The 26,885-nt window shown below is 67.0% G+C and carries 29 protein-coding genes; 16 read left to right on the top strand and 13 right to left on the bottom strand.

Translation table 11 applies throughout. The features are described 5' to 3' along the window. The first annotated feature begins 29 nt into the window (after nt 1-29). The gene (gene mce, locus AC13C7_RS09975) at nt 30-434 is read left to right on the top strand and encodes a methylmalonyl-CoA epimerase (RefSeq protein ID WP_446117343.1); all 405 of its coding nucleotides are present in this window, start codon (nt 30-32) and stop codon (nt 432-434) included. Continuing rightward, nucleotides 434-712, top strand: a complete 279-nt coding sequence (locus AC13C7_RS09970) for a DUF1467 family protein (RefSeq protein WP_172317144.1) — start codon at nt 434-436, stop codon at nt 710-712. The genes mce and AC13C7_RS09970 overlap by 1 nt, the downstream gene beginning before the upstream one ends. On the opposite strand, the gene AC13C7_RS09965 is transcribed toward AC13C7_RS09970, so the two are convergent. The 7 genes from AC13C7_RS09965 to tldD all read right to left on the bottom strand — a co-directional run bounded on the left by AC13C7_RS09965 (nt 709) and on the right by tldD (nt 8,603). Next, entirely contained in the window at nt 709-1,398 is a 690-nt protein-coding gene (locus tag AC13C7_RS09965; RefSeq protein WP_482867373.1) for an EI24 domain-containing protein, read from the bottom strand. The genes AC13C7_RS09970 and AC13C7_RS09965 overlap by 4 nt on opposite strands. Next, entirely contained in the window at nt 1,395-1,988 is a 594-nt protein-coding gene (locus AC13C7_RS09960) for a nitroreductase family protein (RefSeq protein ID WP_482867372.1), read from the bottom strand. Before AC13C7_RS09960 ends, AC13C7_RS09965 begins: the two co-directional genes overlap by 4 nt. A gap of 310 nt (nt 1,989-2,298) precedes the next feature. Further along, nucleotides 2,299-4,917, bottom strand: a complete 2,619-nt coding sequence (gene topA / locus AC13C7_RS09955) for a type I DNA topoisomerase (protein WP_482867371.1) — start codon at nt 4,915-4,917, stop codon at nt 2,299-2,301. A gap of 136 nt (nt 4,918-5,053) precedes the next feature. Beyond that, complete coding sequence (gene dprA, locus AC13C7_RS09950) at nt 5,054-6,226, bottom strand: DNA-processing protein DprA (protein ID WP_482867370.1); 1,173 nt, start codon at nt 6,224-6,226, stop codon at nt 5,054-5,056. A gap of 49 nt (nt 6,227-6,275) precedes the next feature. Next, the gene (locus AC13C7_RS09945; protein ID WP_482867369.1) at nt 6,276-6,758 is read right to left on the bottom strand and encodes a GNAT family N-acetyltransferase; all 483 of its coding nucleotides are present in this window, start codon (nt 6,756-6,758) and stop codon (nt 6,276-6,278) included. 7 nt (nt 6,759-6,765) lie between these two features. Further along, nucleotides 6,766-7,182, bottom strand: coding sequence for a VOC family protein (locus AC13C7_RS09940; RefSeq protein WP_482867368.1), 417 nt, complete (start codon nt 7,180-7,182; stop codon nt 6,766-6,768). Further along, entirely contained in the window at nt 7,179-8,603 is a 1,425-nt protein-coding gene (gene tldD, locus AC13C7_RS09935; RefSeq protein WP_482867367.1) for a metalloprotease TldD, read from the bottom strand. The genes AC13C7_RS09940 and tldD overlap by 4 nt, the downstream gene beginning before the upstream one ends. A 174-nt stretch (nt 8,604-8,777) precedes the next feature. Between tldD and coxB the strand changes: the two genes are divergently transcribed. The 11 genes from coxB to AC13C7_RS09880 all read left to right on the top strand — a co-directional run bounded on the left by coxB (nt 8,778) and on the right by AC13C7_RS09880 (nt 18,874). Further along, complete coding sequence (coxB, locus tag AC13C7_RS09930) at nt 8,778-9,662, top strand: cytochrome c oxidase subunit II (RefSeq protein WP_482867366.1); 885 nt, start codon at nt 8,778-8,780, stop codon at nt 9,660-9,662. 66 nt (nt 9,663-9,728) lie between these two features. After that, on the top strand, nt 9,729-10,667 hold the full coding sequence (cyoE, locus tag AC13C7_RS09925; RefSeq protein WP_482867365.1) for a heme o synthase: 939 nt from the start codon (nt 9,729-9,731) through the stop codon (nt 10,665-10,667). A gap of 1 nt (nt 10,668) precedes the next feature. Next, nucleotides 10,669-10,857, top strand: a complete 189-nt coding sequence (locus tag AC13C7_RS09920) for a hypothetical protein (RefSeq protein ID WP_172317160.1) — start codon at nt 10,669-10,671, stop codon at nt 10,855-10,857. Further along, entirely contained in the window at nt 10,854-11,426 is a 573-nt protein-coding gene (locus tag AC13C7_RS09915; RefSeq protein WP_172317162.1) for a cytochrome c oxidase assembly protein, read from the top strand. Before AC13C7_RS09920 ends, AC13C7_RS09915 begins: the two co-directional genes overlap by 4 nt. Before the next feature lie 22 nt (nt 11,427-11,448). Then, a complete protein-coding gene (locus tag AC13C7_RS09910; RefSeq protein ID WP_172317164.1) occupies nt 11,449-12,291 on the top strand; it encodes a cytochrome c oxidase subunit 3 in 843 nt (280 codons plus the stop codon). Between the two features lie 197 nt (nt 12,292-12,488). Continuing rightward, on the top strand, nt 12,489-13,166 hold the full coding sequence (locus AC13C7_RS09905) for an SURF1 family protein (protein ID WP_172317166.1): 678 nt from the start codon (nt 12,489-12,491) through the stop codon (nt 13,164-13,166). 13 nt (nt 13,167-13,179) lie between these two features. Beyond that, nucleotides 13,180-14,568, top strand: coding sequence for a threonine synthase (gene thrC, locus AC13C7_RS09900; RefSeq protein WP_172317168.1), 1,389 nt, complete (start codon nt 13,180-13,182; stop codon nt 14,566-14,568). Beyond that, a complete protein-coding gene (locus tag AC13C7_RS09895) occupies nt 14,565-15,827 on the top strand; it encodes a M16 family metallopeptidase (RefSeq protein ID WP_172317170.1) in 1,263 nt (420 codons plus the stop codon). Before thrC ends, AC13C7_RS09895 begins: the two co-directional genes overlap by 4 nt. After that, nucleotides 15,827-16,411: a GNAT family N-acetyltransferase gene (locus tag AC13C7_RS09890; protein ID WP_172317171.1), complete on the top strand. Its 585-nt coding sequence runs from the start codon at nt 15,827-15,829 to the stop codon at nt 16,409-16,411. The genes AC13C7_RS09895 and AC13C7_RS09890 overlap by 1 nt, the downstream gene beginning before the upstream one ends. Nucleotides 16,412-16,443: 32 nt before the next feature. Then, the gene (locus AC13C7_RS09885; protein WP_482867364.1) at nt 16,444-17,862 is read left to right on the top strand and encodes an FAD-binding oxidoreductase; all 1,419 of its coding nucleotides are present in this window, start codon (nt 16,444-16,446) and stop codon (nt 17,860-17,862) included. A 244-nt stretch (nt 17,863-18,106) separates the two neighbouring features. Beyond that, entirely contained in the window at nt 18,107-18,874 is a 768-nt protein-coding gene (locus AC13C7_RS09880; protein ID WP_482867363.1) for a hypothetical protein, read from the top strand. A 3-nt stretch (nt 18,875-18,877) separates the two neighbouring features. Here the strand turns inward: AC13C7_RS09880 and AC13C7_RS09875 are convergent, their stop codons facing one another. From AC13C7_RS09875 to AC13C7_RS09855, 5 genes are all read right to left on the bottom strand, one after another. Beyond that, on the bottom strand, nt 18,878-19,417 hold the full coding sequence (locus AC13C7_RS09875) for an adenine phosphoribosyltransferase (protein ID WP_214647387.1): 540 nt from the start codon (nt 19,415-19,417) through the stop codon (nt 18,878-18,880). Nucleotides 19,418-19,505: 88 nt separating this feature from the next. Next, nucleotides 19,506-20,501, bottom strand: coding sequence for an NAD(P)H-dependent flavin oxidoreductase (locus AC13C7_RS09870; RefSeq protein WP_482867362.1), 996 nt, complete (start codon nt 20,499-20,501; stop codon nt 19,506-19,508). 141 nt (nt 20,502-20,642) lie between these two features. Then, entirely contained in the window at nt 20,643-21,311 is a 669-nt protein-coding gene (locus AC13C7_RS09865; protein WP_172317179.1) for a DUF2927 domain-containing protein, read from the bottom strand. Nucleotides 21,312-21,518: 207 nt separating this feature from the next. Beyond that, nucleotides 21,519-22,388 (bottom strand): S-methyl-5'-thioadenosine phosphorylase, encoded by an 870-nt coding sequence (locus tag AC13C7_RS09860; RefSeq protein ID WP_482867361.1) that lies wholly within the window; start codon nt 22,386-22,388, stop codon nt 21,519-21,521. A 5-nt stretch (nt 22,389-22,393) separates the two neighbouring features. Further along, a complete protein-coding gene (locus AC13C7_RS09855) occupies nt 22,394-22,999 on the bottom strand; it encodes a flavin reductase family protein (protein WP_482867360.1) in 606 nt (201 codons plus the stop codon). Between the two features lie 88 nt (nt 23,000-23,087). On the opposite strand from AC13C7_RS09855, the gene AC13C7_RS09850 reads away from it, so the two are divergent. Both AC13C7_RS09850 and AC13C7_RS09845 read left to right on the top strand, forming a co-directional pair. Beyond that, nucleotides 23,088-23,570 carry a GNAT family N-acetyltransferase gene (locus AC13C7_RS09850; protein WP_482867359.1) on the top strand — a complete coding sequence of 161 codons (483 nt, stop codon included), beginning with the start codon at nt 23,088-23,090 and terminating at the stop codon, nt 23,568-23,570. Between the two features lie 103 nt (nt 23,571-23,673). Further along, nucleotides 23,674-24,003 (top strand): hypothetical protein, encoded by a 330-nt coding sequence (locus tag AC13C7_RS09845; RefSeq protein WP_482867358.1) that lies wholly within the window; start codon nt 23,674-23,676, stop codon nt 24,001-24,003. 64 nt (nt 24,004-24,067) lie between these two features. On the opposite strand, the gene ptsP is transcribed toward AC13C7_RS09845, so the two are convergent. Further along, nucleotides 24,068-26,311, bottom strand: a complete 2,244-nt coding sequence (ptsP, locus tag AC13C7_RS09840) for a phosphoenolpyruvate--protein phosphotransferase (RefSeq protein ID WP_482867357.1) — start codon at nt 26,309-26,311, stop codon at nt 24,068-24,070. 360 nt (nt 26,312-26,671) lie between these two features. Between ptsP and AC13C7_RS09835 the strand changes: the two genes are divergently transcribed. After that, a complete protein-coding gene (locus tag AC13C7_RS09835) occupies nt 26,672-26,884 on the top strand; it encodes a hypothetical protein (protein WP_482867356.1) in 213 nt (70 codons plus the stop codon). The last annotated feature ends 1 nt before the right edge of the window (nt 26,885 follow it).

Raw genomic sequence — 26,885 nt, 5'->3', positions numbered from 1 at the left:
GGGACCAGACCAGCAAGGAAGGAAATCGGATGATCGGACGGCTCAACCACGTCGCCATCGCGGTGCCCGATCTGGAGGCGGCAACCGCCCAGTATCGCGACACGTTGGGAGCAAGAGTGAACCCGCCCCAGGATGAGCCCGACCACGGCGTCACCGTCGTCTTCATCGAGCTTCCCAACACCAAGATCGAGCTTCTGCACCCCCTGGGCGAGGGCAGCCCGATCGCGGGCTTCCTGGAGAAGAACCCCTCGGGCGGCATCCATCACATCTGCTACGAGGTCGAGGATATTCTGTCCGCCCGCGACCGGCTGCAAGCCTCGGGCGCACGTGTCCTTGGCACCGGCGAGCCCAGGATCGGCGCGCATGGCAAGCCGGTTCTGTTCCTGCATCCCAAGGATTTCACCGGCACGCTGGTCGAATTGGAGCAGGTGTGATGTCGATCTTTTCCGCCATCGCGCTTCTGGCCGTGATCTGGTTCATGACGCTTTTCGTGATCCTGCCGCTGAACCTGACCACCCAGGACGAGGCCGGATCGCGGGTGCGCGGCACCATGGGCTCCAGCCCGGTAGAGCCCCGCCTCAAGCGCAAGTTCATTCTCACATCAATCGTGGCACTGGTGCTGTGGCTGGTGATCGTCGGCGTGATCCTGAAGGGCTGGATCACGGTGGATGATTTCGACCTCTTCCGCCGTTTCGGCGGTCCGGGCGGCTAATTCCGGTTCAGCCGGTGATAGAGATGCGTGAAGGTGGCGGCCCCCAGGATCGGCACCAGAAGGTTGATCACCGGGATCGTCAGCGGCACCGCCATCAGCACACCCGCGGCGAAGATCTGCACCCGGTGACGCTTGCGAAAGCGGCGGGCCTCAGTGGGCTCCATCCGCCGCAACGCCACCAGTTGCGCGTATTCGCGGCCCAGGAGAATGCCGTTCACGCCCCAGAAGATCAGCGGCGCAAGCGGGGCCAGGAAGATATAGGCGACCAGCGCCACGAGGTTCACGGCCACCAGCAGCCCGAGAAACCGCGCCGAGTCCACCAGCCCCTCGGCCAGCCCCTGGTGGCGCGCGGGCGGCAGGGTGGGGTAATGCCGATCCTCCACCGCATCGGCGATCCGGTCGAGGAAAATGCCGGTGAAGGCCGAGGCGACCGGGATCATCAGGAAGATCGAGGCGAGCAGCATCACCGGCACGGCGGCCCACCCCGCGGCGGTGCCAATGCCGCCGATCTCGCCGATCCAGGGCAGGGTGAGGGTCTCGGGCACCAGCCAGCCGATCAGCAGCGCGACCAGCCAGTAGATCCCGACAAGCAGCGCCACGGTCAGCGCCAGCCCGGTCAGGAGGACAGAGGCAAAGCGCGGGTCGGGCAATTGCCGCAGCGCGCGCAGGAAATCGGTCAGGATCATTCCGCCACCCAGGTGGTGATGCGGTCGAGGTCGGGGCGCGGGCGTTCCGGGGGCAGGGCGGTTTCCGTGCCCAGGTGGATGAAGCCCGCGACGAATTCATGCGCCTCCAGCGTCAGGCCCTCGGTCAGGAACACCCGGTCCAGCGCCATCCAGCCGGTCAGCCAGTTGGCGCCCCATCCGCTGGCCAGCGCCGCATTGACCAGTGCAAGGCAGACCGCGCCGGCAGAGAGGATCTGCTCGACCTCCGGCACCTTTTCGGCCTCAACCGGCGCGGCGATGACCGCGACGACCAGATGCGCATCGGCAAAGCTGCGGCGCGATTTCTCGACCTTTTCAGCATCCAAACCGGCCTCGGCCCCCCGCGTCGCCGTCAGCTCTGCCAGCCGCGCACATGCCGCACGCTCCAGCACGACAAAGCGCCACGGTTCCAGCTTGCCGTGATCGGGGCTGCGGGCGGCGGCACGGAGCAGCGTCTCGACCGTCTCCCGATCCGGCACCGGCCCGGTCAGCGTCTTGGCAGGCCGCGAGCGGCGGCTCAGCAGGAACTCCATCACCTCGGGGCGCGGCGTCAGTGGGGCAAAGTCGGTCATCTGGGTCCTCGTGCGGCGTGTCTACAAGGCCATGTCGGACACGGGCGCGGAAAGATCAAGATGGGCGGGGCTGGTCTCGCCTGTCTTCGAGAACTTCTCCCATCTGACATTCTCGCGAAAAAGGACCGAACTCCGGCCGACTTTACTTTCATTTTGATGAAAATACCTCGGGGTCGTCATTGTTGCGCCATTGGTCCGAGCGGGTTGCCAGTGGTTGCGCCATTGGTCCGAGAACCCACTGGCGACGGCGACGGGCAGAGCCCCGGCGGATCTGATTGCGAAGCAATTCGACACCGCCCCGTGAGAATACCTACGACGCCTTCTTCTTGCGCGCCGTCTTCGTCTTGCCGCCCTTGGCCGCGCGTTCCTTGATCAGTTGCACGGCCATCTCCATGGTGACATCCGCGGGCTCCGTGCCCTTCGGGATCGTCGCGTTGACCTTCTCCCATTTCACATACGGCCCATAGCGCCCATCCATCACGTTGACGGGGCCACCTTTCTCGGGATGCTCTCCCAATTCCTTCAACGGCTTGGCCGTCGCCCGTCCGCCGCCGCGCTTGGCGGCTTTCTCGGCAATAAGCTCCACCGCGCGGTTCATGCCGACGGTAAAGACCTCCTCGACCTCGGGCAGGTTGGCGTAGATGCGGCCATGCTTGACGAAAGGCCCGTAGCGTCCGATACCCGCCTCGACCGGCTCGCCATCTTCGGGGTGCGGACCGATCTGGCGCGGCAGAGACAGCAGCGTCAGCGCCTTTTCCAGGTCCATATCCTCGGGCCGCCAGCCTTTCGGAAGCGAGGCGCGGGGCGGTTTCTTGTTCTCTTCCGTCGCCTCGCCACGCTGCACGTATGGCCCGAACCGGCCCGAGCGCAGGGTGATCACATCCTCACCATCCTCGCCCAACACCTTGTCACCGGTCAGGTTTTCCGGATCGCCGCCGATGGGCCGGGTGTAACGACATTCCGGGTAGTTGCCGCAGCCCACGAAGCCGCCGGTTTTCGAGGTCTTGAGATGCAGCTTGCCGGTGCCGCAAAGCGGGCAGATGCGCGGGTCCGAGCCGTCCTCGCGCGGGGGGTAGAGTTGCGGCGCGAGCGCTGCGTCCAGCTTGTCCAGGACTTCGGTGATCCGCAGCTCGGATGTCTCTGAAATCGCGGCGGAAAAGTCGCGCCAGAACTGGGCCAGAACCTGCTTGTAATCGCGATCCCCGGCGGAGACGTCGTCAAGCTCCTCCTCCAGGTTGGCGGTGAATTCATAGCCCACATACTTGCGGAAGAAATTCAGCAGAAAGATGGTGACGATCCGCCCCTTATCCTCTGGAATCAACCGGTTCTTGTCCTTGGTGACATATTCGCGGTCCTGGATCGTGGTCACGATCGAGGCATAGGTCGAGGGTCGCCCGATACCCAGTTCCTCCATCCGCTTGACCAGTGTCGCCTCGGTGTAGCGCGGCGGCGGCTGGGTGTGGTGCTGGAGCCCGAGGACTGCGCCGGATGTGCTGAGGATCGCGGCGTCATTGGCGCGCGCGCCTTCCGATTTCGTGACAGGTTTGTCCGCTTTTTCTGACAGTTTTGTCCATTCCGCCTCCAGCGCGCCCGCAACCGGCTTCAACGCGTCGCCCTCGTCGATCTGGGGCAGGCGGGCGCTGTCTTCGCCCTCGTCATCATCGCGGCCTTCCTCGTAGACCTTCAGGAAGCCGTCGAAATTGATCACCTGGCCGGTGGCGCGCAGGGCGACCTCGCCGCTGTCATCGGCAATATCGACGGTGGTGCGTTCCAGCCGGACCGATTCCATCTGGCTGGCGATGGTGCGTTTCCAGATCAGCTCATAGAGCTTGCGCTGGTCGGGTTCGCTCAGCTTGATCTTGTCGGGCGTCAGCGACATGTCGGTCGGGCGCACGCATTCATGCGCCTCCTGCGCGTTCTTGGCCTTGTTCTTGTAGAGGCGCGGCTTGTCCGGCACGTAATTGGCGCCGTAAAGCGTGCCGATCGTGTCGCGCGCGGCACTCACCGCCTCGGGCGCCATGTCGATGCCGTCGGTCCGCATATAGGTGATGTGACCCGCCTCATAGAGCCGCTGCGCGGTGCTCATGGTCTGGCGCGCGCCGAAACCGAATTTGCGACTCGCCTCCTGTTGCAGGGTCGAGGTCATGAAGGGCGCGGAGGGGTTGCGGGTGCCGGGTTTGGCCTCGACCCGCACGGCGCTGAGCGCGCGCGAGGCGACCGCCTTGACCGCCAGACCGGCAGCGGCGGCGGTTTCCAGGTCGAAACGATCCAGCTTCTTGCCGCCAAGCGTGGTCAGCCGCGCCTCGAAGCGTTTCCCGCGCGGGGTTTCCAGCACCGCCTTGACGGACCAGTATTCGCGCGGGTTGAAGGCCTCGATCTCCATCTCGCGTTCGACGATCAGGCGCAGGCAGACCGATTGCACCCGGCCCGCCGATTTCGCCCCCGGCAGCTTGCGCCAGAGGACCGGAGAGAGATTGAAACCGACGAGGTAATCCAGCGCGCGGCGGGCCAGGTAGGCCTCGACCAGTGGCGCATCGACCTCGCGCGGGTTCTTCATCGCCTCGGTCACGGCGGATTTGGTGATCGCGTTGAAGACGACGCGGGAAACCGGCGTGTCCTTCCTGATCGCCTTCCTTTTGCGCAGCGCCTCTTCCAGGTGCCAGCTGATCGCCTCGCCCTCGCGGTCGGGGTCGGTGGCGAGGATCAGGTTGTTGTCGTCCTTCAGCGCATCGGCGATGGCCTTGACGTGCTTGCGGCTGTCGGCACCGACCTCCCATTTCATCTCGAACCCGTTCTCGGTGTCGACCGATCCGTCCTTGGGGGGCAGGTCGCGCACATGGCCGTAGGAGGCCAGCACCGTGTAGTCGGAGCCGAGATATTTGTTGATTGTCTTGGCTTTGGCAGGGGATTCGACGACGACGACGGGCATTCATGAACCTTCAGATAACGGCGCTTGGGTGGCGGGCGAACATGTGGTGCCTCACCCGCGCTTGTCAATGCGTGATCGGAAAAAGCGCTACGGTACGGCGGGAATGGGCGAGGAGGGCCGCAGGCCCGAGGAGCGGCTAACCGCGCGGTGCGCCGATCGAAATCAGCCCGCCGGGTTGGCGGGTGATCTCTCCGTCCAGTTCCAGCGCGGCCAGCATCGGCGCGGCCTCGCCCGTGCTGACGCCCAGGTCGCGCAACAGCTGATCCTCCGAGACCGGAGCGGGGCCAAGCTGACCCAGGATCTGGCGGTGCAGCGCGGCGTGGTCGCGCCAGGGGCGCTGGGGTTGCGGCGGAGGGGCGGGCGGCTCCTGCAACTGCATCCGGGCCTGTTGCGGCGCGGGGGGGCCAAGCGCCTCGATCACGTCCTCGGCGCCGCGCACCAGCGTCGCGCCGTCGCGCAGCAGCAGGTTGCAGCCCGAGGCGCGGGTATCCATCGGGTGGCCCGGCACCGCCAGCACCTCGCGCCCCTGGTCGAGCGCGTTCTTTGCCGTGATCAGGCTGCCGGAACGCGCCGCCGCCTCCACCACCACGACGCCGAGGGCAAGCCCCGAGACGATGCGGTTGCGGCGCGGGAAATGGCGCGCCTGCGCCTCCATCCCGAAGGCCTGTTCGGAGAGGCGCAGGCCGGATCTGGCGATATCCGCCGCCAGGTCGGTGTTCTCGGCGGGGTAGACCACGTCGAGCCCGCCCGCCTGCACCGCGATGGTGCCGGTCTTCAGCGCCGCCCTATGCGCCAGCGTGTCGATGCCGCGCGCGAGGCCCGAGACGATGACATAGCCCGCCGCGGCCAGGTCAGCGGCCAGCCGCGTCGCCATCCGCGCCCCGAGTGACGAGGCGTTGCGGGTGCCGACCATCGCGATCATCGGGCGGGTCAACAGATCGGTGTCGCCAAGCGCCCAGAGGACGGGCGGCGCATCGGTGAGGTCGCAAAGTGCTGCGGGATAGGTCGGATCGCCCAGGCTGAGCATCCGTGCGCCCGCGCGTCTGGCCGCGCGAACCTCGGCCAGTGCGACCCCCTCGGGACAGGCGGTGTAGCTGTCGACACCGGCGGCCTGCGCGATCTGCGGAAGGGCGTCCAGCGCGGCGGTTGCGCGCCCGTGTGCCGCCATCAGGCGGCGATAGGTGGCGGGGCCGACGCGGCGCGATCTGATCAGGCGCAGACGTGCCAGCCGTTCCGCGCCGTCGTCTGCGGGGCGGGCGGTATAGGCGACGGCTGCCTCGTCGAATCCGGGTGCATCATCCTCGAACATGGCCCCGACGCTAGGGTGCCACTGGTTAACAGCGCGTTTACGGGCAGGATTACTGTGAAAGGCTCTTGGTGAAGCGGCGCACGGGCAGGGGGAAGGGGCCGTCGGAAGTGTCCAGCATGACCTCGATCACGCCCTCCTCACGCCAGCCCTGGCGCGCATAGAACCGCGCGGCGGCATGGTTGCCCAACCCGCAATCAAGCCGCGCGATGGGCGTACCGCCCGCTGCCAGCCGCGCCTCGGCATCGGCCATCAGCGCCGCCGCCAGCCCGGTGCCGCGTGCGGATGGCGCGACGTAGAGCTGGTTGATCTCGTCCGGTTTCAACGCCACGAAACCAAGCGGCGCGCCGTCGGGGCCGCCCACGTGCAGGCCCGCGTCAAAGCCGATCAGGCGGCGGGTGAAATCGTCGCGCGTGCGCAGCGCGGTCAGGGCGGCGGGCACGTCGGCGGCATGGGCCTCGTGCCAGCCCTGGTACCAGATCTCGGTGAGGGCGGGGATGTCTGCGGGTGTGGCGGGGCGGATGGGATGGGTCATAGGGGTGTCATCCGTCTCGTTCCGGTTCAGCCGGATCACTGGAGAAAATCGCGATCTTGTTTCCTTGCGGGTCGCGCAGGTAGCCGACATAGAAATCCGGTCCATAACCCGCGCGAAACCCCGGCTGGCCCTCATCGGAGCCGCCTGCAGCAAGGGCTAAGGCGTGAAGGTCGCGAACTTGGGCCTGATTGCGCGCCTCGAACGCGACCATCGACCCGTTGCCAGCCGTGGCGGGGCACCCGTCGAAGGGCGGCTTCACGTAGAAATCCGACGAGGCTGCAGGCTGCCCGACCGGTATCGGCAGCGTGTAGCTGAGGCCCGCCGGACCTTCGGTCAGCCCGTAACCAAGGACTGGCAGGAACGCCGAGTAGAACAGTTTTGCCCGCGCGATGTCATCCGCTCCGACGGTCACATAGGCAATCATGCCGCAGACCCGCCCACCGTCAGCCCGCCAATCAGCAAGGTCGGCTGGCCCACGCCCACCGGCACCCATTGACCGGCCTTGCCGCAGGTGCCCATGCCGGGATCGAGCGCCATGTCATTGCCGATCGCGCGGATTTTCTGAAGGGCGGTCGCACCGTCGCCGATTAGCGTCGCACCCTTGACCGGGGCACCGATCTTGCCGTCCTGCACCCGGTAGGCCTCGGTGCAGGAGAACACGAACTTGCCATTGGTGATATCGACCTGGCCGCCGCCGAAGCCCACGGCATAGATGCCGTCCTTGACCTCGGAGACAATATCGCCGGGGCTGGCCGCGCCGCCCAACATGTAGGTGTTGGTCATGCGCGGCATGGGCGCGTGGGCGTGGCTTTCGCGGCGGCCATTGCCGGTGGCGGGCACCCCCATCAGGCGGGCGTTCTGGCGGTCCTGCATGAAGCCCACCAGCACGCCATCCTCGATCAGCGTGGTCCTGGAGGACGGCGTGCCCTCGTCATCGACCGAGAGCGAGCCGCGCCGGTCGGGGATGGTGCCGTCATCCAGCACGGTGACGCCCTTGGCCGCGACCTGTTTGCCCATCAGACCGGCGAAGGCGCTGGTTCCCTTGCGGTTGAAATCGCCCTCCAGCCCGTGGCCCACGGCCTCGTGCAGCAAGATGCCGGGCCAGCCGGGGCCAAGCGCCACGTCCATGATGCCCGCGGGCGCGGCGACCGCGCCCAGATTGACCAATGCGATGCGCAGCGCCTCGCGCGCCAGCGCCTGCCAGCTTTCCGCCTGCAACCAGTCGCCAAGCTCGATCCGGCCGCCACCGCCCGCGTTGCCGCTTTCGCGGCGGCCGTTCTCCTCGACGATGACCGAGACATTGGCCCGCACCATGGGGCGCGCATCGCTGACGTGCAGGCCATCGGGGCGCAGGATCTCCACCTCCTGGTGGCTGGCGGCAAGGCTGGCCGAGACCTGGACGACGCGACGGTCGAGCGCGCGGGCGAAGGTGTCGATCTCGCGCAGGATATCCAGCTTGGCGGCAAAGCCCGCGCCCGCCATCGGGTCGGTATCGGTATAGAGGCGGTGATTCGTCGCCGCGGGCCCCGCCGCCCAGGTGCCGCCGCCATCGCCCACCGCCAGGCGCGCGGTTTCGACGGCGCGGCGCAGGGCGGCCTCGGAGATCTCGGTGGCATGGGCATAGCCCGCCACCTCGCCGCGCACCGCGCGCAGCCCGAAGCCTTCGGAGGCGTCGTAACTGGCTGTTTTCACGCGGCCATCGTCGAAGAGCAGCATTTCGGCACGCCTGCGTTCGAGGAACAGTTCACCGTCATCGGCCCCGTCTGTGGCCTCGCGCAGGAGCGCCAGACTGGCATCGAGGTCCAACTGGGTCTGGAAAGGGCGGAAGGCGGGGCTATCTGACATCTGAACTTGACCTCGGATGGGTGTCTGAAATGATCTGGATCAACAAAAGCGGGGGTGAGACATTTTTCACCACTGCCTTGCCTTGAACCCCTCTATATGGTTCATCACGACGAACACGCAACAGGGCCGGTTTGGGCCAAGGGGGCGTTCCCGCCAAGGACAGGACGAAAGCGAATGGATCTTTTCAACAAAATGAACGGCGCTGTCGCCGCAGTGACTGCCACTCTTGCCACTCGTGCCGCCGTCGCGCAGACCGCGCCCGAGGGGCTTGAAATCATCGGCGCGCCCGAAGCCGGCGGCACCGGCTTTCAGCCCGCCGCCACCAACCTGGCCGAGCAGATCCATTTCCTCGACAACCTGCTTCTGTGGATCAGCGCCATCATCGTGGTCTTTGTCTGCGGCCTGCTGGCCTGGGTCATCCTGCGCCACAACGCGCGGTCGAACCCGACCCCCGCCAGCTTCAGCCACAACACGCCGATCGAGGTCACCTGGACGCTCGTGCCGCTGGCCATCCTGGTCTTCATCGGGGCGTTTTCGCTGCCCGTCCTGTTCAACCAGCAGGAGATCCCCGAGGGCGACGTGGTCATCAAGGCGACCGGCAACCAGTGGAACTGGAGCTACGAATACCCCGGCACCGACATCGAGTTTTCCAGCTTCATGCTGCAACGCGACGAGCTTGAGGAGTATGGCTACAGCCAGGATGAATACCGCCTGGCCACCGACACCGCCGTGGTGGTGCCGACGGGCCAGGACATCGTTGTGCAGGTGACCGCATCGGACGTGATCCATTCCTGGACCATCCCCGCCTTCGGCGTGAAACAGGACGGCGTTCCGGGCCGCCTGGCTGAACTGTGGTTCAACGTCGAGCCGGGCATGGAAGGCATCTATTTCGGGCAATGTTCCGAGCTCTGCGGGCTGGACCATGCCTTCATGCCGATCACCGTCATGGCTGTCACGCCCGAAGAATACGAGGCCTGGCTGGGCACCGGCGGCACTGATTTCGCCGGGCTGATGAACGGCACCATCCTGGGCGATATCGAACTGGCCGCCGCCGAATGACCGCCGGTCCGGGGGGCCTTGTTCCCCGGACCTGATCCGCCCACCCCCGCGAAGGACGCCCCGCGCATGAGCGACGCTACCGCAAATACAAGCACGCAGGACCGGGAGGCGCAGTTCGGCGACTATGTCGCGCTGCTCAAGCCCCGGGTCATGTCGCTGGTGGTGTTCACGGCCTTTGTCGGCCTGATGGTCGCCCCCGTCGGCGTGCCGACCGTGGTGGGCTTTGCCGCGATCCTGTTCATCGCGCTGGGCGGCGGCGCCTCGGGGGCGCTGAACATGTGGTATGATGCCGATATCGACCGGGTGATGAAGCGGACGCAATCGCGGCCCATCCCCTCGGGCAAGGTTGCCCCCGGCGAGGCGCTGAGCCTCGGGTTGTGGCTGTCGGCGCTGTCGGTGGCGATGCTGGGGCTGGCCGCCAACTGGTTCGCGGCCGGGTTCCTGGCCTTCACGATCTTCTTCTACGCCGTCATCTACACCATGTGGCTGAAGCGCTGGACGCCGCAGAATATCGTCATCGGCGGCGCCGCCGGTGCGTTTCCCCCGATGATAGGATGGGCCGTGGCGACGGGGGGCGTGGCGATCGAGTCGGTGCTGATGTTCGCGCTGATTTTCATGTGGACGCCGCCGCATTTCTGGGCCTTGGCGCTGTTCATGAAATCCGATTACGACAAGGCCCATGTGCCGATGCTGACCGTCACCCATGGCCGCCCCTACACGCGCCGGATGATCCTGATCTATACGGCCCTGCTGGTCCCGGTGGCGCTTGGGCTTGGCCTGACCTCGATTGGCGGGCCGCTCTACATGGCGGCGGCATTGGTGCTGAACGCGCTTTTCGTGCGGGGCGCGTGGCGGGTCTGGCGGCGCGACGAGGACGCCGCCCGCGCCGACGCCTACGGGGCCGAGCGGCGGCTCTTCCGCTTTTCGCTGCTCTATCTGTTCCTTCATTTCGGCGCGCTGCTGGCGCAGTCTGGCCTTCGCACCCTCGATATGGGAGGTTGGTAATATGCCGATCACCGAGACCCACGAGATCCACCAGCGCCGCTTTGGCCGCAACCTCGGCGTGGCGCTGTGCCTGCTGGGGTTTGTCGGGCTGGTCTTCTTCCTGACCATCTCGAAGCTCAGAAATGGTGGTACCCTGGAGGGCTTCGACCATGCCGTGCGCCCATCGCTGACCGTGGAGGACACCGAATGAGCGCGCGCGGCGGCAATGCCAGGACGGTCTGGTCCCTTCTGGGGGTGGTCTTCGTCATGGGCGGGTTGGGGTTTGCCTCGGTCCCCCTTTATGACCTCTTCTGCCGTGTGACGGGGTATGGCGGGACAACGTCCACCTCCGATACCGCCAGCGAGGAAATTCTCGACCGGACCATGCTGGTGCGCTTCGACGCGTCGCTGGCCGAGGGGATGGCCTGGGAGTTCGAGCCCCCCGACGAACCGATGGAGATCCGCATCGGCGAAACCGGCATGGCCTTCTTTACCGCCACCAACCCGACCGACCGCACCATCGCGGGCACCGCCAGCTATAACGTGACGCCCTTCACCGCGGGGCTCTATTTCTCCAAGATCGCCTGTTTCTGCTTTACCGAGCAGGTTCTGGAACCCGGCGAAAGCGTCGAGATGCCGGTGACATTCTTTATCGACCCGGACATCGTGGATGACCCCGAGGCCAGCCGGATCCAGGCCATAACCCTGTCCTACACCTTCCACGTGTTGGACCTGCCCGATGACAATGACCTTGCCGCGCTAGACGGCACCAGTGAATAGACCACCCAGAGGACCACGCACCATGGCCCATGCCAAGAACCACGATTATCATATCCTGCCGCCATCGGTTTACCCGTTCCTCGGGGCGACCGCGGCCTTCCTGATGCTGTTCGGGGCCGTTGCCTGGATCTCGGGCGGGTTCACCACCTTCTTTGGCTCGGTCGAGCTGCCGGGCGGGCCCTGGCTGTTCCTGATCGGGTTTGTCGGCGTGCTTTACGTCATGTTCGGCTGGTGGCAGGACATGGTCGCCGAGGGCAATGGCGGTGTCGATCACACGCCCGTGGTGCGCATCGGGCTGCGCTATGGCTTCATCCTGTTCATCATCTCGGAGATCATGTTCTTCGTGGCCTGGTTCTGGGCGTTCTTCAAACAGGCGCTCTACCCGATGAACGAGTTTCCGGGCTCCAGCTACGAGATCCCGGACATCCATGCCGTCGATGCCTTCAACCTGCCGCTGATGAATACGCTGGTGCTGCTACTGTCGGGCTGTGCGATCACCTGGGCGCACCATGCGCTGGTGCATGAGAACAACCGTCGCGACCTGATCGCGGGGCTGGCCATCGGAATCATCCTGGGCGTGTTCTTTACCGGCCTTCAGGCCTATGAATACTGGGAGCTTCTGACGTATGAAGGCTGGTCCTTCGGCGGCGACATCTTCTATGGAGCCTTCTTCATGGCGACGGGCTTTCACGGCGCGCATGTGATCATCGGCACGATCTTCCTGACCGTGTGCCTGTTCCGCGCCATCCGGGGCGATTTCACGCCGCAGCAACATGCGGGCTTCGAGGCTGCTGCATGGTATTGGCACTTCGTCGACGTGGTCTGGCTGTTCCTGTTCTTCGCAGTCTATATCTGGGGGCAGTAGGACCAGGGCCTGACGCCGTTCGTGCCTGGCCTTGCATGACCTGTCCCCGGCCTGTCTGTCCGGAAGCCTCCGGCGGGGATATTTGCGGAACAAAGAAAGGAAGGGAGCGCCTTCCTTTTCGGGGGCGCGCGTTAACCTTAATGCGGGATGAAGGGCTGGCTTTGCGGTTGGCCCTTTTCTCTTTCGGGTAGGGGATCATGTCGAAGCGTATTGTCATGGCACTGCTGTTCGGGCTGGTGGGCGCGGGCGTGTTGATCGCGCTCGGGGTCTGGCAGGTCGAGCGGCTGGCCTGGAAAGAGGCCGTGCTGGCCGAGATCGCGGCGGGGATCGCCGCCGAGCCGGTGGCATTGCCGGTGGCGCCCGAGGACGCGCGCGACCGGTATCTGCCGGTGGCCGTCACCGGCCGGGTGCTGGAGGGCGAGATCGTGGTGCTGGCCTCGCTGCGCCAGGCGGGGCCGGTCTATCGCATCATCCGCGCCTTCGAGACCGCCGAGGGGCGGCGGGTTCTGGTCGATCTCGGCTTCGTGCATCCGAACGCGCGGGATCGGGCGCGGCCCGGCGGACCGGCGGAGATCGTCGGCAACCTCTACTGGCCCGACGAGGTGGATGGGTTCACGCCCGCGCCGGACCAGGACGCAGGCCTGTGGTTTGCCCGCGACCTGCCCGCGATGGCGGCGGAGTTGGAGACCGAACCGGTGCTGATCGTGGCCCGAGAGGCGCCGCAAGGCATGGATTGGGCGACCGTCTTTCCCGTCGATGCCTCGGGTATCCCGAACGACCACCTGGGCTATGCCGTGACCTGGTTTTTGCTCGCATTCGTGTGGATGGGGATGACAGGGTTTCTTGTCTGGCGTATCAGCAGAACACCCAACTGAAGGCACATCCGATATGCGCTATATCTCGACGCGGGGGGGCGCCCCCGATCTCAGCTTTGAAGAGGCGATGCTGACCGGGCTTGCGGGCGATGGCGGGCTTTACGTGCCTGCCGAGATCCCGGTGATGGCCGCAGGCGACATCGCGGGTTTGGCCGGGCTGAGCTACGAGGAGGTCGCGTTCCGGGTCATGCGGCCCTTTATCGGGGACGCCTTCACCGATGCAGAGTTCGCGGACATCATCGCGCGCGCCTATGCAGGCTTCGGCCATGCCGCCCGGGCGCCGCTGGTGCAACTCGGGGCAGGGCACCACCTGCTGGAACTGTTCCACGGGCCGACGCTCGCGTTCAAGGATTTCGCGATGCAGCTGATCGGGCAATTGTTCGAGGCCTCGCTGACGCGCTCGGGCCGCCGCGTGACCATCGTGGGCGCGACCTCGGGCGATACCGGTTCGGCGGCGATGGAGGCGTTTCGCGGCCTCGATGCGGTCGATGTGTTCATCATGTATCCGCATGGCCGCGTGAGCGAGGTGCAGCGCCGCCAGATGACGACGGTGTCCGAGGCCAACGCCCATGCGCTGGCGGTCACCGGCGATTTCGACACTTGCCAGGCGCGGCTCAAGGACATGTTCAACGACCATGCCTTCCGCGACGAGGTGCGACTGGCCGGCGTGAACAGCATCAACTGGGCGCGGGTGCTGGCGCAGGTGGTCTATTACTTCACCGCCGCCGTATCCTTGGGCGCGCCGCATCGTCCCGTCAGCTTCGCCGTGCCCACGGGGAATTTCGGCGACATCTTCGCGGGCTATATCGCGCGCCGGATGGGGTTGCCGATCGAGAAGCTGGTCATTGCGACCAACCAGAACGACATCCTGCACCGGGCGATTTCCGGCGGGGCATACGAGACGCAAGGCGTCACGCCTTCGATCAGCCCGTCGATGGATATTCAGGTCAGCTCGAATTTCGAGCGGGTGCTGTTCGATGTCTATGACCGCGATGGCGGCGCGGTGGCGCAACTGATGGAGGAGTTGAAGACGCAAGGCGGCTTCAGGATCAGCCAGGGCGCGCTGGAGCGGCTGCGGGGACTTTTCGCCTCGGGCCGCGCCTCGGAGGATGAGACGATGGCGATGATCAAACGCGCCAAGGCGGAGATGGGCGAGCTTCTCTGCCCGCATTCGGCGGTCGGCGTGCATGTGGCCGAGGATCACCTGGGCGCGACACCGATGATCACGCTCGCCACGGCGCATCCTGCCAAGTTCCCCGACGCGGTGGAGGAGGCCAGCGGCATCCGCCCCGGCCTGCCGCCACGCATGGCCGATCTTTTTGAGCGCGAGGAGCGCATGACGCGGGTCGAGGACGACCTGGGCGCCCTGCAGGAAATCATCCGGGAGGGCCGCAGCGCGTGAGTGTCCAGATCCATACCCTTTCCAACGGGTTGCGCGTCGTGACCGAAACCATGCCGGGGCTGCAATCGGCGGCCCTTGGCATCTGGGTCAATGCGGGCGGGCGGCATGAGCGGGTCGAACAGAACGGCATCGCGCATTTCCTGGAGCATATGGCCTTCAAGGGCACCAGGCGGCGTTCGGCGCTCCAGATCGCCGAGGAGATCGAGGATGTGGGCGGCTATATCAACGCCTATACCAGCCGCGAGGTGACGGCCTATTACGCGCGCGTCCTCAAGGACGACGTGCCGCTGGCCCTCGACCTGATCTCGGACATCTTGCTGAACCCCGCCTTTGACGCCCGCGAGATCGAGGTGGAGCGCGGTGTGATCTTGCAGGAGATCGGGCAATCGCTGGACACGCCCGACGACATCATCTTCGACTGGTTGCAGGAGGTCGCCTATCCTGAACAGGCGCTTGGCCGCACCATCCTGGGCCCCGCCGAACGGGTGCGCAGCTTCGACCGCGCCAACCTGGAAGGCTTCGTGGCGCAGCATTACGGGCCGGGGCAGATGATCCTGTCGGCAGCGGGCGCGGTCGATCATGATGAGATCGTGCGCCTGGCCGAAGCGGCCTTCGGTCACCTGCCCGCCAGCCCCGTCAGCCAGGCCGATCCGGGCCGCTTCCGGGGCGGCGAGCGGCGCGAGGTCAAGCAGCTGGAGCAGGCGCATTTCACCCTTGCGCTGGAGGCGCCGGGCTACCGCTCGGACAATATTTACACGGCGCAGATCTATGCCACGGCGCTTGGCGGGGGCATGTCCTCACGCCTGTTCCAGGAACTGCGCGAACGCCGCGGCCTGTGCTACACGATCTATTCCCAGGTCGGCAGCTATGCCGATACCGGGCTGATGACGATCTATGCGGGCACCGGCGAGGAAGACCTTGCCGGGCTTGCCGACCTCACCATCGAGGAGGTCCGGCGCAGCGTCGACAGCCTCAGCCAGGCCGAGATCGACCGGGCGCGGGCGCAGATGAAGGCGGGGATGCTGATGGGGCTGGAAAGCCCGTCCGCGCGCGCCGAGAGGTTGGCCCGGCTGGTGGCGATCTGGAACCGGGTGCCGCCGCTGGAGGAAACCATCGCGCGCATCGACGCCGTGGATGCCGCCGGTCTGCGCGATTTCGCGGGCCAGATGGTCGGCTCGGGGCAGGCGGCGCTGGCGCTTTACGGCCCCGTCGCGGGTGGCCCCAGCCTCGGGCGATTGGTGGAGCGTCTGGCCGCCTGATGATTGCCCGCCGAAAGAAAGTCCGGATCGAGACGGAGAGGCTCAGCCTGCGCCTGCCGGTCCATTCCGATTTCCGCGCCTGGTCCTGGCTGCGCGACAGTTCCGCCGAGTTCCTGCAACCCTGGGAACCTGTCTGGGCCGGCGACCATCTGACGCGCAAGAGCTTTACCAACCGGGTTTACTGGGCGCAGCGGTCGGTGGCGCAGGGCACGGCGCTGCCGCTCTTCCTGATCCGGCGCTCGGATGACACGCTGCTTGGCGCGATCACGCTGGACAATATCCGGCGCGGGCCTGCGCAGGCGGGCACGCTTGGCTACTGGATCGGGCAGGGCCACACGCGGCAGGGCTATATGCTGGAGGCGATCCAGGCGATCGGCCATTATGCTTTCCGCGAACTGGACCTGAGCCGGCTGGAGGCCGCCTGCCTGCCGGAAAACATCGCCTCGCGCGGGGTGCTGGAAAAGGCCGGGTTCAAATATGAAGGCGTCGCGCAGAGCTACCTGCAGATCGGCGGGCGCTGGCGCAACCACGTGCTTTACGCCATGCTGCGCGCCGACAGGCGGGGGCGCACCGATGCGGGCTGAGCCCTGCCGAAAGACCACCCGAGGGATACGCGATGCCCAACCCCGTCACGCCGGAATTTGAAGCCCATATGCGCAGCCTCCTGCCCGCTGCCGCCTTCCGCGACCCCGCGTCGCGCTACGGCGAGGAGCCGCGCGGGCAGAGCTTCGGAACGCCGGGACTGGTGCTGGCCCCGGCAAGCACATGCGAGGTCTCGACGATCATCCGCGCGGCGGGGCAGGCGGGGGTCGGGGTCATTCCCTATTCGGGCGGCACCGGGCTGGTTTCGGGCCAGGTCGCGCCGGAATTGTCCGCGCCGCTGGTCCTGTCGCTGGAACGCATGAGCCAGATCCGCTCGGTCGATCCGGCCGGTGCGGTGATAGAGGTCGGGGCGGGCGCGATCCTGGCCGACGTGCAGGGCGCGGCAGAGGCGGCGGGGATGCTCTTTCCGCTCAGCCTCGCCAGCCAGGGCTCGGCCCGGATCGGCGGCTTGCTGGCGACCAACGCGGGCGGGGTCAACGTGATCCGCTACGGCAATGCGCGCGATCTGTGCCTTGGGCTGGAGGCGGTGCTGCCCGATGGCCGCGTCTATGACGGGCTCACGGGCTTGCGCAAGAACAACCTGGGCTACGATCTGCGCAACCTGCTGATCGGGGCCGAGGGCTCGCTCGGCGTAATCACGGCGGCCACGCTGAAACTGATGGCGCGGCCCACGGATCAGGCGGCGGCGTTTTTCGTCGTCGACAGCCCCGCGGCGGCGCTGGACCTGCTGGCGCTGGCGCGCGGTCGGGTGGGCGAGGTTCTGTCGGGCTTCGAGTTGATCAGCGGCACGGGACTGGACTTCATGGCCGAGACCGGCATCGACATCCGCCAGCCCTTCGCCGATGCGCGGCCCGACTGGATGTGCTTGGTCGATCTGGGGCTGATGGGCACGCCGGGCGGCGCGGAGGAGGCCCTGGCGGGGCTTTTCGAGGCGGCGCTTGAGGCGGGGCTGGTCAGCGACGGGGTGGTCAGCCAGTCGGAAAGCCAGCGGCACGCGTTCTGGGCCCTGCGGGAGATGATCCCCGAGGCCAACCGGCGCATCGGCTCGATCTCCAGCCATGACATCGCGGTGCCGGTGACGCGCGTGCCCGATTTCATCGAGGAGGCGCCCAGGCGGCTGGCCCGCATCGGCACGTTCCGGATCAACAGTTTCGGCCATATGGGCGACGGCAACCTGCATTACAACGTGTTCCCGCCCAAGGGCCGGTCGCGTGACGAGTTCGCCAACCTGAAGGGCGAAATCCGCGCCTGCGTCTATGACCTCGTCGACGAGATGGGCGGCTCCATCAGCGCGGAGCACGGCGTGGGCCGGATCAAGCTGGCCGAGCAGGAGCGCTATGGCGACCCCGGATTGCTGGCCGCGATGCGCGCGATCAAACGGGCGCTGGACCCGGGCGGAGTCATGAACCCCGGCGCGGTGATCATTCCCTGACTGGCCCTTGAAAGAGTCTGCGCCCTGCCGGGGGTGGCAGGGCGCATGGGGTCTTCGAGTTGTGCAAGCAACTTTCTATGTCCGTGAGTGACGAACACCCCTCTTCTAGGCGGTCCCGCGTTAAGCGGCGGTAAACGCGGACGCAGTTTTCGCGGGAATTTGCGGCAGATCAAAGATTGTACCCCTGGCCGGTGGCAGGCTGGACCGCACAGACCGGGGAATCCGCCCCGGTTCGGGGTTTGACATGCGCCGCAAGCTCAGCACGACACTCACCATCTCGCCGCCCAATCTTGAGCGGACCGGTTATTTCGCCGTGGAACAGGCGCTGACCGGGCGGGCCGTGCCGATTGACCGCGACTGGCTGATCTCGCGCTTTCACGACGGGTTGCAGGTCCGGATGCTGCGTCCGCCCGCGCGCGGCCTGATCGAGTTCTCAAGCGGTCTGGCCTCGTGGCACCCGATCGAGGGAGCCGAGCGCTGCGTTGTCGTGCAGCGCCTGCACACGGGCGACGCCGAGGGGGCCGCGCTGCTGATCGAGGCGGCGGAGGATTGGGCGCGCTATTTCGGGTTCTCCGCGCTGCTGGTCCTGACCGGGCCGCATCCGCGCCTGCCCGATCCGCAAGACATGGCGGCGCTGGAGTATCGCCCGTTCGGGGACACCGCCGATGAGATCGGCCTGATGGGCAAGATCCTGCATGGGCCGATCCTGTTGCCATCGCTGCCGCAGGGCTGGGGCGCACGGGCCAGGGCGCTCGGCCCCGGCCTGGTGGTGCAATGCAGTGCGCGCTGCCCCCGTTCCCTGGCCTTCGCGCAGGAGGTGACGGAACGGGCCCGGCAGGCGGGGCACCCCGCGCGGGTCGATCTGATCGAGACGCCCAGGGCGGCGCGTAGCCGACGCATCTCGGCGGCCTCGGATTTCGCCATTGCGCTGGACGGGGACCGGCTCGACGATGGCAGGCTCAGCGAGGCGGAAACATGTGACCGGTTGCGGGCGTTGCTGCCTGACGCGTAGGGCTCAATCGCCCTCGAAGCTGCACAGGGCATGGACGCTCTGGCCCATCTTCTCCAGCTTGGCCCGACCGCCCAGATCGGGCAGGTCCACCACGAAGGCGGTGCCCACGACCTGCGCCCCAAGCCGCTCGATCAGCTTGATCCCGGCCTCGGCGGTGCCGCCCGTCGCCAGAAGGTCGTCGACCAGCAGCACGGTTTCGCCAGGGGCGAGGCAATCGTCGTGGATCTCGACCGTGGCGGTCCCGTATTCCAGCACGTAATCCTGTTCGACGGTCTTGCCCGGCAGCTTGCCTTTCTTGCGGATGGGGACAAACCCCACCGATAGCTGATGCGCCACCGCGCCGCCCAGGATGAAGCCGCGCGCCTCCAGCCCCGCGACCTTGTCGATGCGGCGTCCTACGAAGGGCGCAAGCAACTGGTCGATGGCCAGGCGAAACCCGCGCGGGTCGAGGAAGAGGGTCGTCACGTCGCGGAACAGGATCCCCTCATGCGGGAAATCGGGGATCGTGCGGATATAGTCCGCGACCGTCTTCTGGCTGATCATGGTCGGGCCTTTTCTCGTCGAATCCCCATGCCGGAATGCGGGGCGAGAATATCGCCATGGCGCGGGATGACCAGCCCCCTTTCGGGCGTTATTCGAGAAGGCCCGGGGCCGCGTTCAGGATGCGGCGGGCCTCTTCGTGGATATCGCGCACGATCTCGGCGGCGGGCTGCACGTCGCGCACCAGCCCCACGCCTTGCCCCGCCCATAGCGACATCGCCGCGATATCGCCGCTGGTCTCGGGGTGGGGCGTGTAGCTCTGGTATCGCCTGACGGCCGCACCGCCCGGGTCCAGGCCGATCGCCTCGCCTTCCCCCGGACGCTGGCCCGGCGCGGCGGCCCCGGCCTCGCGCCACGCCCGCGCGGTCGCGTTCGCCAGCGCCCGGTGCGGGGCGTCGGGCCAGTTGCCGTCATAGAGGTCACCATACCATTCGCTCGCGGTTTCCGGCGCGGCCAGGATGCGGGCGCGATAGTCGGGGTGGATCGTCGCCTCGCGGCTGGCCAGGAACCGGGTGCCGATCCAGACGCCCGAGGCCCCAAGCGTCAAGGCTGCCGCCATGCCGCGCCCGTCGGCGATGCCGCCCGCGGCCACCACCGGCACATTGACCGCATCCGCCACGGCAGGGACCAGCGCCAATGTCGCGACCTGCCCCCAGACATGGCCCCCGGCCTCCCACCCTTGGGCCACGATCACATCGGCCCCGGCCTCCGCCGCGATGCGCGCCTCCTCGGCGCTGCCGACGCTGACCATGACCGTCAGACCGCCGCGCCTGGCGGCCTCGATGGTGGCGGGGCTATGGCCCCAGAAGAGCGACACCGCATGGACCTGACGGTCGATACAGGCCCCGATCGCCTCGTCATGGGGGAGGTCGAGCCTGATGTTCACCGCGAAATTGCCGCCCGTGCGCGCGCGCACCGCGTCGATTCCGGCCGCGACCGCCGCAACCGGCCTGCCCCAGAGCGGGATGGTGCCATAGCCGCCCGCCTCGCAGACGGCGGCCACCAGGTCAGGCCCCGCCGCGCCGCCCATGGGGGCGGAGAGGATGGGGATGTCGACATCGAGCAACCGGCAGAGATCGGGGGTCATGGCGCGCCTTTCCTTGGATGCGCCAGCATGGTGCCGGGGGCGGGGGCGGGTCAATGCCCGCACCGGGGCGCGGAGGTGCGAGAGCCCGCGTCGACGCGGGCGTGATGCGCGGGGTCGACCCCGCGCTTGCCGGGAGACATCTCACGGGCGCGGGTAATGCCGCCTCAGCGCCTCGGCATCCTGCCCCAGCAGACGCACCACGGAATTGCCGGTCTCGTTGAAGATCGAATCGCCATAGGCGGGCGATTGGATATCGGTGGGCAGCCCCATCGCCTGCACCAGCTCCTCCAGCACGACCGAGGCGATCTCGCGGCGCATGATGTCGCGCGAAATGGCGATGGTCGCCGAACGGATGTCACCGCCGACCGAGCGGATCGCCACGCGCCCGACGGCCAGCGTCTCGCCGTCCATCTCGGGGTTGCCGGTGCTGGTGATGGTGCCGCCCTGCGCGGTCTGCAACAGGTAGACGCCGATATCGGGCGTGCCCTCGTAGACGCGTTCCAGCAGCAGGTAGGCCCCGGCGCCGTTGATCTCCTCGATGGCGGCGTCGATGGCGGCATCGACGAGGTTCAGCTTGTAGCTGGGAAAGGCCCTGTCGATCTGGGCGATGCCGACGGTGAGGTGCAGCCTGCGCGCCTCGGGCCAGCGGATCTGCGGCTTGGCGCAGGCCCCGCCCGGTCGCGCCGCGCAGGAGACGAGGCGGTAGAAGGCCTCGTCGCTGATCGGGCCCGGCACGGTGATAAACTCCTGCGCGGTTGCGGCAGGGGCGGCCAGGGCGAGGCTGAGGAACAGGAGGAACCGGGCGATCATGGCGAAAGGTTTGGACCGAAAGGGGGCGTCCGGGCAAGCACGGTTTTCGCGGGGCCCGCATCGGTGTTGCGGTCAGGTCTCGTCACTTGGTTGCCTGGGTCAGTCAGTCAATGAGCCAGCCAGCGGAAGAGGGCAGTTTGCGGGTGGGTGAACGCGAAGACTGATATGGAACATGCCCGCGCGCTGCACCCACACCCTCAAGACATGTCACAACACCCGCCCCGCCACCGCCTCCAGCCGCGCCACCAGGCTCGCGTCGCGTTTCTCCGGTGCGGTCATGATGGCGTGCTCCAGCGCGCGGTTGCAGCCGGCCGGGCAGTCGTCCCGCGTCGGTCCCAGCAGGGCAGGCAGTCTGCCCACCACCGCCCGCGCCTTGGCGGCATTGCCGGTCAGCACCTTGATGATCTCGGCAATCTCCACCGCGCCGTGATCCTCGTGCCAGCTGTCGTAATCGGTGATCATGGCGAGCGAGGCATAGCAAAGCTCCGCCTCGCGGGCGAGTTTCGCCTCGGGCATGTTGGTCATCCCGATCACATCCGCGCCCCAGGCATCGCGATACATTTTCGATTCCGCGAGGGTGGAGAACTGTGGGCCCTCCATCGCCAGATATGTGCCGCCCTCATGCAAGGTGACACCGGCGGTGCGGGCGGCGTCTGCACAGGCAGCGCCCAGATGCGGGCAGGTCGGGTGCGCGAGGCTGACATGGGCGACGCAGCCGGGGCCGAAGAAGCTTTTCTCGCGGGCAAAGGTCCGGTCGATAAACTGATCGACGAGCACGAAATCGCCCGGTGCCATCTCTTCGCGGAACGACCCGCAGGCGGAGACCGAGACAAGATCGGTCACACCCAGCCGCTTCAGCGCGTCGATATTGGCGCGGTAGGGCACAGAGGAGGGGGTGTGGACATGGCCGCGCCCGTGACGCGGCAGGAAGGCCATTTTGACGCCATCCAGATGCCCCGTCAGCACCGCGTCGGAGGGGGTGCCGAAGGGGCTGTCGATCCGGACCCACTCCGCGCCTTCCAGCCCCTCGATCTCATAGACGCCCGAGCCGCCGAGTATGCCGATCATGCGCTCCATGACCCTCACTCCCCCGGCCGCTGCATCGAAAAGAGCTCCGTCACCTTGGTGAAATCGCGATAGCCGAGGCGCGCGACGGGCTGGAAGGTGGTCACGTCGAAAATGCCATTCACCAGGCAATCGTCGCGCAGGTGGATGCCGATGACCTCGCCGAAGACGACGGTGTTGGCCTCGCCCTCGATCTGCACGATCTGCGTCAGGCGGCATTCCATGTTGGCGGGGGCATCGGCCACGCGGGGGGCGTCGATCATCCGGCACTCCGCCTTGGCGATGCCCGCATCGGCGAACTCGTCCACGCCCTTGTGCCAGGGGCCGGAGGTGCGGTTCATCACCTCGGCCTGCGCCGCCCCCACCACGTTGACGCAGAAGACGCCGGTTTGCTGGATATTGGCGGTGCTGTCCTTGACCCCGTCCTGGTCGGGCTTGCCGCTGGTGCAGGCGAACATGACCTGCGGCGGCACATAGGCCACGCCGTTGAAGAACGAATAGGGGGCCAGGTTGTCGATGCCATCGGCGTCTCTGGTCGAGATCCAGCCGATGGGGCGCGGCGTGATCAGCGCGTTGAACGGGTTATGCGGCAGGCCGTGGCCATCCTTGGGTTCATAGAACAATGCGTGTCCTTTCGCTTGCGGTTTGGCAACGGGGTAACGCCATGCTATCGGCCATGCCAGTGAAAACCGAAGCGCAGGCGAGGCGGGTTTGTATCAGCTAGGGGAAGAGACCCCGGAGGATTTCTGGGAGGTCGAGGCGCTTTACGACCTCTGTTTCGCGCCGGGGCGCGAGGCGCTCAGCTCCTACCGGCTGCGCGACGGGGTGGCGCGGGTGGCCGGGCTCAGCCTCGTGGCGCGCGACGCGGACGGCATCCTGTCAGGCGCAATCCGCTTCTGGCCGGTGCGGGTGGGCGCGGTGCCTGCGCTGTTGCTCGGCCCCGTCGCGGTCCACCCGACCCGGCAGGGCGAGGGGTTAGGCGGCGCGCTGATCAATGACAGCGTGGGACGCGCGGGCGATCTCGGCTGGCACCGGGTGCTGCTGGTGGGCGACGCGCCCTATTACAACCGCTTCGGGTTCACCCGGCTGGAGGGCGTCGAGATGCCGCCGCCGACCAACCCCGAGCGTGTGCTTGGCCATGGCGAATGGGCGGATATTCGCGGCCCGGTCCGAAAATGGGGGGAAACGGGGTAGGGAATACTGGCAGTAACCCCACGTCACCCGGTTCTATCGGTGAACGCAAGCGGATCGGGCCGCGACCCATGGCCGTTCGAAACGATAGATTTGGAGATTGAACGTGACCTTGAACAAGACCTTTACCCTCGTTGCCCTGACCCTGACCATGGCCCTCGCGGGCACCGCCGGACTGGCGCAGCAGGCTTCGCGCGCGGAACCCGGCGGCTTTTCCGAGAACACCCCCGGTGGTGGCGGCGGGCATGGCGGCGCGTCCGACCTGGCGGGCTTTGATGCGGGCGGGCGCAATCCGCAGGCGGTGATCCACGATTCCGATGCGCAGCTGGATGTATGGACAACGCTGTGCAACGACGCGGGCGGCGGCATGTCCACGGATGAGACCGGGAACTACACCTGCACCGACTCGAACGGCAACGAGATCGAGGATTATTGATCCCTTAGCGCGTCCCAACACCCGCCCGCGCCGACCTTTCCCGGTTGGCGCGGGTTTTTTGTCGTCACCCCTGCTGACGCAGCCAGTCCATCACCGGCTCGCGCACCGATTGCGCGCCGTTCTCGCGGGCCTCATGGATCACGCTGCGCACCTCGCGCAGATCGACACGACGCAGCAGGCTTTTCACCGGGCCGATGGAGGCGGGACGCATCGACAGGGTGCGCAGGCCCATCGCCGCGAAACACAGCGCCTCGATCGGGCGGCCCGCATCCTCGCCACAGAAGCTGAGCGGGGTATCGGTCTCGGCGCAGCGGGCCACGATCTGTTCGATGAAGGTCAGGAAGCTGACATTGAGCGTGTCATAACGGCGGCGCACACGCTCGTTCTCGCGGTCCGCTGCAAAGAAGAACTGCTTGAGGTCATTGCCGCCGATGGAAATGAAATCGGCCAGCTCGAAGAACTGGCGCGGCGCGAAGGCGAGCGAGGGCGTTTCCAGCATCGCGCCGATCTCGACGCTTTCGGGCAGGACATGGCCGAGCGCCTTCTCGCGGTCCAATTCGCGCAGCAGGTGGTTGCGGGCCTCGGTGAACTCCTCCAACTGCGCGATGAAGGGGAACATCACCGTCAGCGGGCGGCCAGCGGCGGCGCGGATCATCGCCTGTAGCTGCATCCGCATCATGCCGGGGCGGTCCAGCCCGACCCGGATCGCGCGCCAGCCGAGCGCCGGGTTGGGCTCGTCCTGCGGCTTCATGTAGGGCAGCACCTTGTCGGACCCGATATCGAGCGTGCGGAAGGCCACGCGCTTGCCGCCCGCCGCATCCATCACCCGCGAATAGAGCGCGGCGAGGCTCCCCCGGCGCGGCACCGTGCTGCGAGTCAGGAACTGCAACTCGGTACGGAAAAGTCCCACACCCTCGGCGCCCGAGGAGGGCAGCGAGGGCAGGTCGGCCATCAGCCCGGCATTCATATGCAGCCCGATCACCGTGCCATCCAGCGTCTCGGCGGGCTTGTCGCGGATCGAGCTGTAGCGCTCCTGTGCTGCCGCCCGCATCGCCATCTTGTCGCGGAACGCCTTGGTGACGGTCTCCTCGGGGCGCAGATGCACCACGCCCTGATCGCCATCGACCAGGATCAGATCGCCGTTCAGCGCCTCGGTGGTGATCCGGCTGGCATTGACGATGAGCGGTATGGCCAGCGCGCGGGCGACAATGGCGGCATGGCTGGCGACCGAGCCTTCCTCCAGCACCACGCCGCGCAGGGAACGCCCGTATTCCAGCAATTCGCCGGGGCCGATATTGCGCGCCACCAGCACCGGGTTGTCGGGCAGTTCCGCCCCGGTATCGCGGCCCTGGCCCGTCAACAGGCGCAGCATCTTGTTCGACAGGTCGTCCAGATCGTGCAGACGCTCGCGCAAATAAGCGTCGGGCACGGTTTCCATCCGGGCACGCGCGGCGGATTGTTCCTTTTCGACGGCGGCCTCGGCCGAGAGGCCATTGCGGATATCGGCCTCCATCCGGCGCATCCAGCCGCGTGAATTGGCGAACATCTTGTAGGCTTGCAGGACGTCGTATTGTTCCTTGTCGCCTTTCGGCGCGTTGTTCAGCATCTCGTCAACCGAGGTGCGCAGCTGATCGACCGCGTCATTGAGCCGCTCAAGCTCGGCCTCGGGGTCTTCGGCGATGGGGTTGGTGACGACGACGCGCGGCTCGTGCAGGAAGACATGGCCTTCCGCCGCGCCCTCCTGGCCGATGCCGCCATTCAACACGACCGACCGCTGGTGGCGCGCGGCCATCGCCTCGCCCTCGCCGACGAAGGCGCCAAGCTCGGTCATCTCGGCCAGTACCATGGCGACCACTTCGAGGGCATAGACCTCGTCCTCGGAATAGCGCCGCTCTTCTTGCGATTGCACCACCAGCACGCCGAGATTCTCGCCAAGCCTCTGGATCGGCACGCCGAGGAAGGAGGTATAGCGCTCCTCGCCGGTTTCGGCCATGTAGCGGAAACCGGGCTCGGACGGCGCATCGGCGGCATTGATCGGACGCAGCCGCTTGGCGACGCGGCCGACCAGCCCCTCGCCCACGCGGAGCCTCGTGACATGCACGGCTTCGGAGGACAGCCCTTCGGTCGCGCAAAGCTCCAACGTGCCGGAATCGCGCAGCAGGTAGATCGAGCAGACCTCGGTGCCCATGCTTTCGGCGATGATCGAGGTGATCCGGTCCAGCCGTTCCTGACCGGCCCCGGCCTCGGCCAGCGCGGCCTGCAACCGGCGCAACAGTTTCCGGCTCTGGCTTTCGGTTCCGTCGGCCATCCTGAAAATCCCTGGTCCCCGTCTGGCGCTATCCACCCGGAGACCAGCAATAGCGCGGGGGCCGGGGCGCGCGCAATGCAGAAGACGGGGGGTCGGCGCGATGTCGCGGTCCCGGCCACCCGGGCGGGCAGGTGTTTGCAGGGGGAACGGCACGACATCCGAACCGGGCCCACCGCGCCCCGGTCTCTGCGCGGGCCGACCGAACCGGCGCAAATGGCCCGAGCGGCACCGATCTGGGGTCGGGGCCGCGACCTGCGCCGAGGCCCCCCCGGTCGACCCGCGCGCCCTGATATGTTAGGGATGGGAGACCGCCGGACCCGCCCGGCGGCCATTTTTCAGTCCTAGAACGGTGCCGTTTCGATGAAATTCATATTGACCCTGACCATTCTGTCGCTCTCCGGGGTGGCCCATGCAGACGCCCTCGACCAGATCGCCCCGCCAGACCCGGGCGCCGCGCAGATCGTGGAACAGAGAACCACCCTGTCGGGCACCGATCTTGGATCGGGCCGCATCACCGGCCCCGCGCCCGTGCCGTGCCCCTCCGATCGGCGGGGCTGCCAGCCGCGCGATTGAC

Source organism: Alterinioella sp. B-7 (genome assembly GCF_056857775.1).
This window is presented reverse-complemented; position numbering and strand designations above follow the sequence as displayed.

Excerpts from the sequence above, each read along its gene's own strand:
- AC13C7_RS09905 (WP_172317166.1), top strand. The coding sequence starts at position 12,489 with ATGTCGAAGCGTATTGTCATGGCACTGCTGTTCGGGCTGGTGGGCGCG.
- AC13C7_RS09890 (WP_172317171.1), top strand. The coding sequence starts at position 15,827 with ATGATTGCCCGCCGAAAGAAAGTCCGGATCGAGACGGAGAGGCTCAGC.
- mce (WP_446117343.1), top strand. The coding sequence starts at position 30 with ATGATCGGACGGCTCAACCACGTCGCCATCGCGGTGCCCGATCTGGAG.
- AC13C7_RS09870 (WP_482867362.1), bottom strand. The coding sequence starts at position 20,501 with ATGACCCCCGATCTCTGCCGGTTGCTCGATGTCGACATCCCCATCCTC.
- AC13C7_RS09920 (WP_172317160.1), top strand. The coding sequence starts at position 10,669 with ATGCCGATCACCGAGACCCACGAGATCCACCAGCGCCGCTTTGGCCGC.
- AC13C7_RS09860 (WP_482867361.1), bottom strand. The coding sequence starts at position 22,388 with ATGGAGCGCATGATCGGCATACTCGGCGGCTCGGGCGTCTATGAGATC.
- AC13C7_RS09835 (WP_482867356.1), top strand. The coding sequence starts at position 26,672 with ATGAAATTCATATTGACCCTGACCATTCTGTCGCTCTCCGGGGTGGCC.
- ptsP (WP_482867357.1), bottom strand. The coding sequence starts at position 26,311 with ATGGCCGACGGAACCGAAAGCCAGAGCCGGAAACTGTTGCGCCGGTTG.
- tldD (WP_482867367.1), bottom strand. The coding sequence starts at position 8,603 with ATGTCAGATAGCCCCGCCTTCCGCCCTTTCCAGACCCAGTTGGACCTC.
- dprA (WP_482867370.1), bottom strand. The coding sequence starts at position 6,226 with ATGTTCGAGGATGATGCACCCGGATTCGACGAGGCAGCCGTCGCCTAT.
- topA (WP_482867371.1), bottom strand. The coding sequence starts at position 4,917 with ATGCCCGTCGTCGTCGTCGAATCCCCTGCCAAAGCCAAGACAATCAAC.
- AC13C7_RS09970 (WP_172317144.1), top strand. The coding sequence starts at position 434 with ATGTCGATCTTTTCCGCCATCGCGCTTCTGGCCGTGATCTGGTTCATG.
- AC13C7_RS09865 (WP_172317179.1), bottom strand. The coding sequence starts at position 21,311 with ATGATCGCCCGGTTCCTCCTGTTCCTCAGCCTCGCCCTGGCCGCCCCT.
- AC13C7_RS09910 (WP_172317164.1), top strand. The coding sequence starts at position 11,449 with ATGGCCCATGCCAAGAACCACGATTATCATATCCTGCCGCCATCGGTT.
- cyoE (WP_482867365.1), top strand. The coding sequence starts at position 9,729 with ATGAGCGACGCTACCGCAAATACAAGCACGCAGGACCGGGAGGCGCAG.
- AC13C7_RS09885 (WP_482867364.1), top strand. The coding sequence starts at position 16,444 with ATGCCCAACCCCGTCACGCCGGAATTTGAAGCCCATATGCGCAGCCTC.
- AC13C7_RS09915 (WP_172317162.1), top strand. The coding sequence starts at position 10,854 with ATGAGCGCGCGCGGCGGCAATGCCAGGACGGTCTGGTCCCTTCTGGGG.
- AC13C7_RS09965 (WP_482867373.1), bottom strand. The coding sequence starts at position 1,398 with ATGATCCTGACCGATTTCCTGCGCGCGCTGCGGCAATTGCCCGACCCG.
- coxB (WP_482867366.1), top strand. The coding sequence starts at position 8,778 with ATGGATCTTTTCAACAAAATGAACGGCGCTGTCGCCGCAGTGACTGCC.
- AC13C7_RS09875 (WP_214647387.1), bottom strand. The coding sequence starts at position 19,417 with ATGATCAGCCAGAAGACGGTCGCGGACTATATCCGCACGATCCCCGAT.
- AC13C7_RS09940 (WP_482867368.1), bottom strand. The coding sequence starts at position 7,182 with ATGATTGCCTATGTGACCGTCGGAGCGGATGACATCGCGCGGGCAAAA.
- AC13C7_RS09945 (WP_482867369.1), bottom strand. The coding sequence starts at position 6,758 with ATGACCCATCCCATCCGCCCCGCCACACCCGCAGACATCCCCGCCCTC.
- thrC (WP_172317168.1), top strand. The coding sequence starts at position 13,180 with ATGCGCTATATCTCGACGCGGGGGGGCGCCCCCGATCTCAGCTTTGAA.
- AC13C7_RS09880 (WP_482867363.1), top strand. The coding sequence starts at position 18,107 with ATGCGCCGCAAGCTCAGCACGACACTCACCATCTCGCCGCCCAATCTT.
- AC13C7_RS09960 (WP_482867372.1), bottom strand. The coding sequence starts at position 1,988 with ATGACCGACTTTGCCCCACTGACGCCGCGCCCCGAGGTGATGGAGTTC.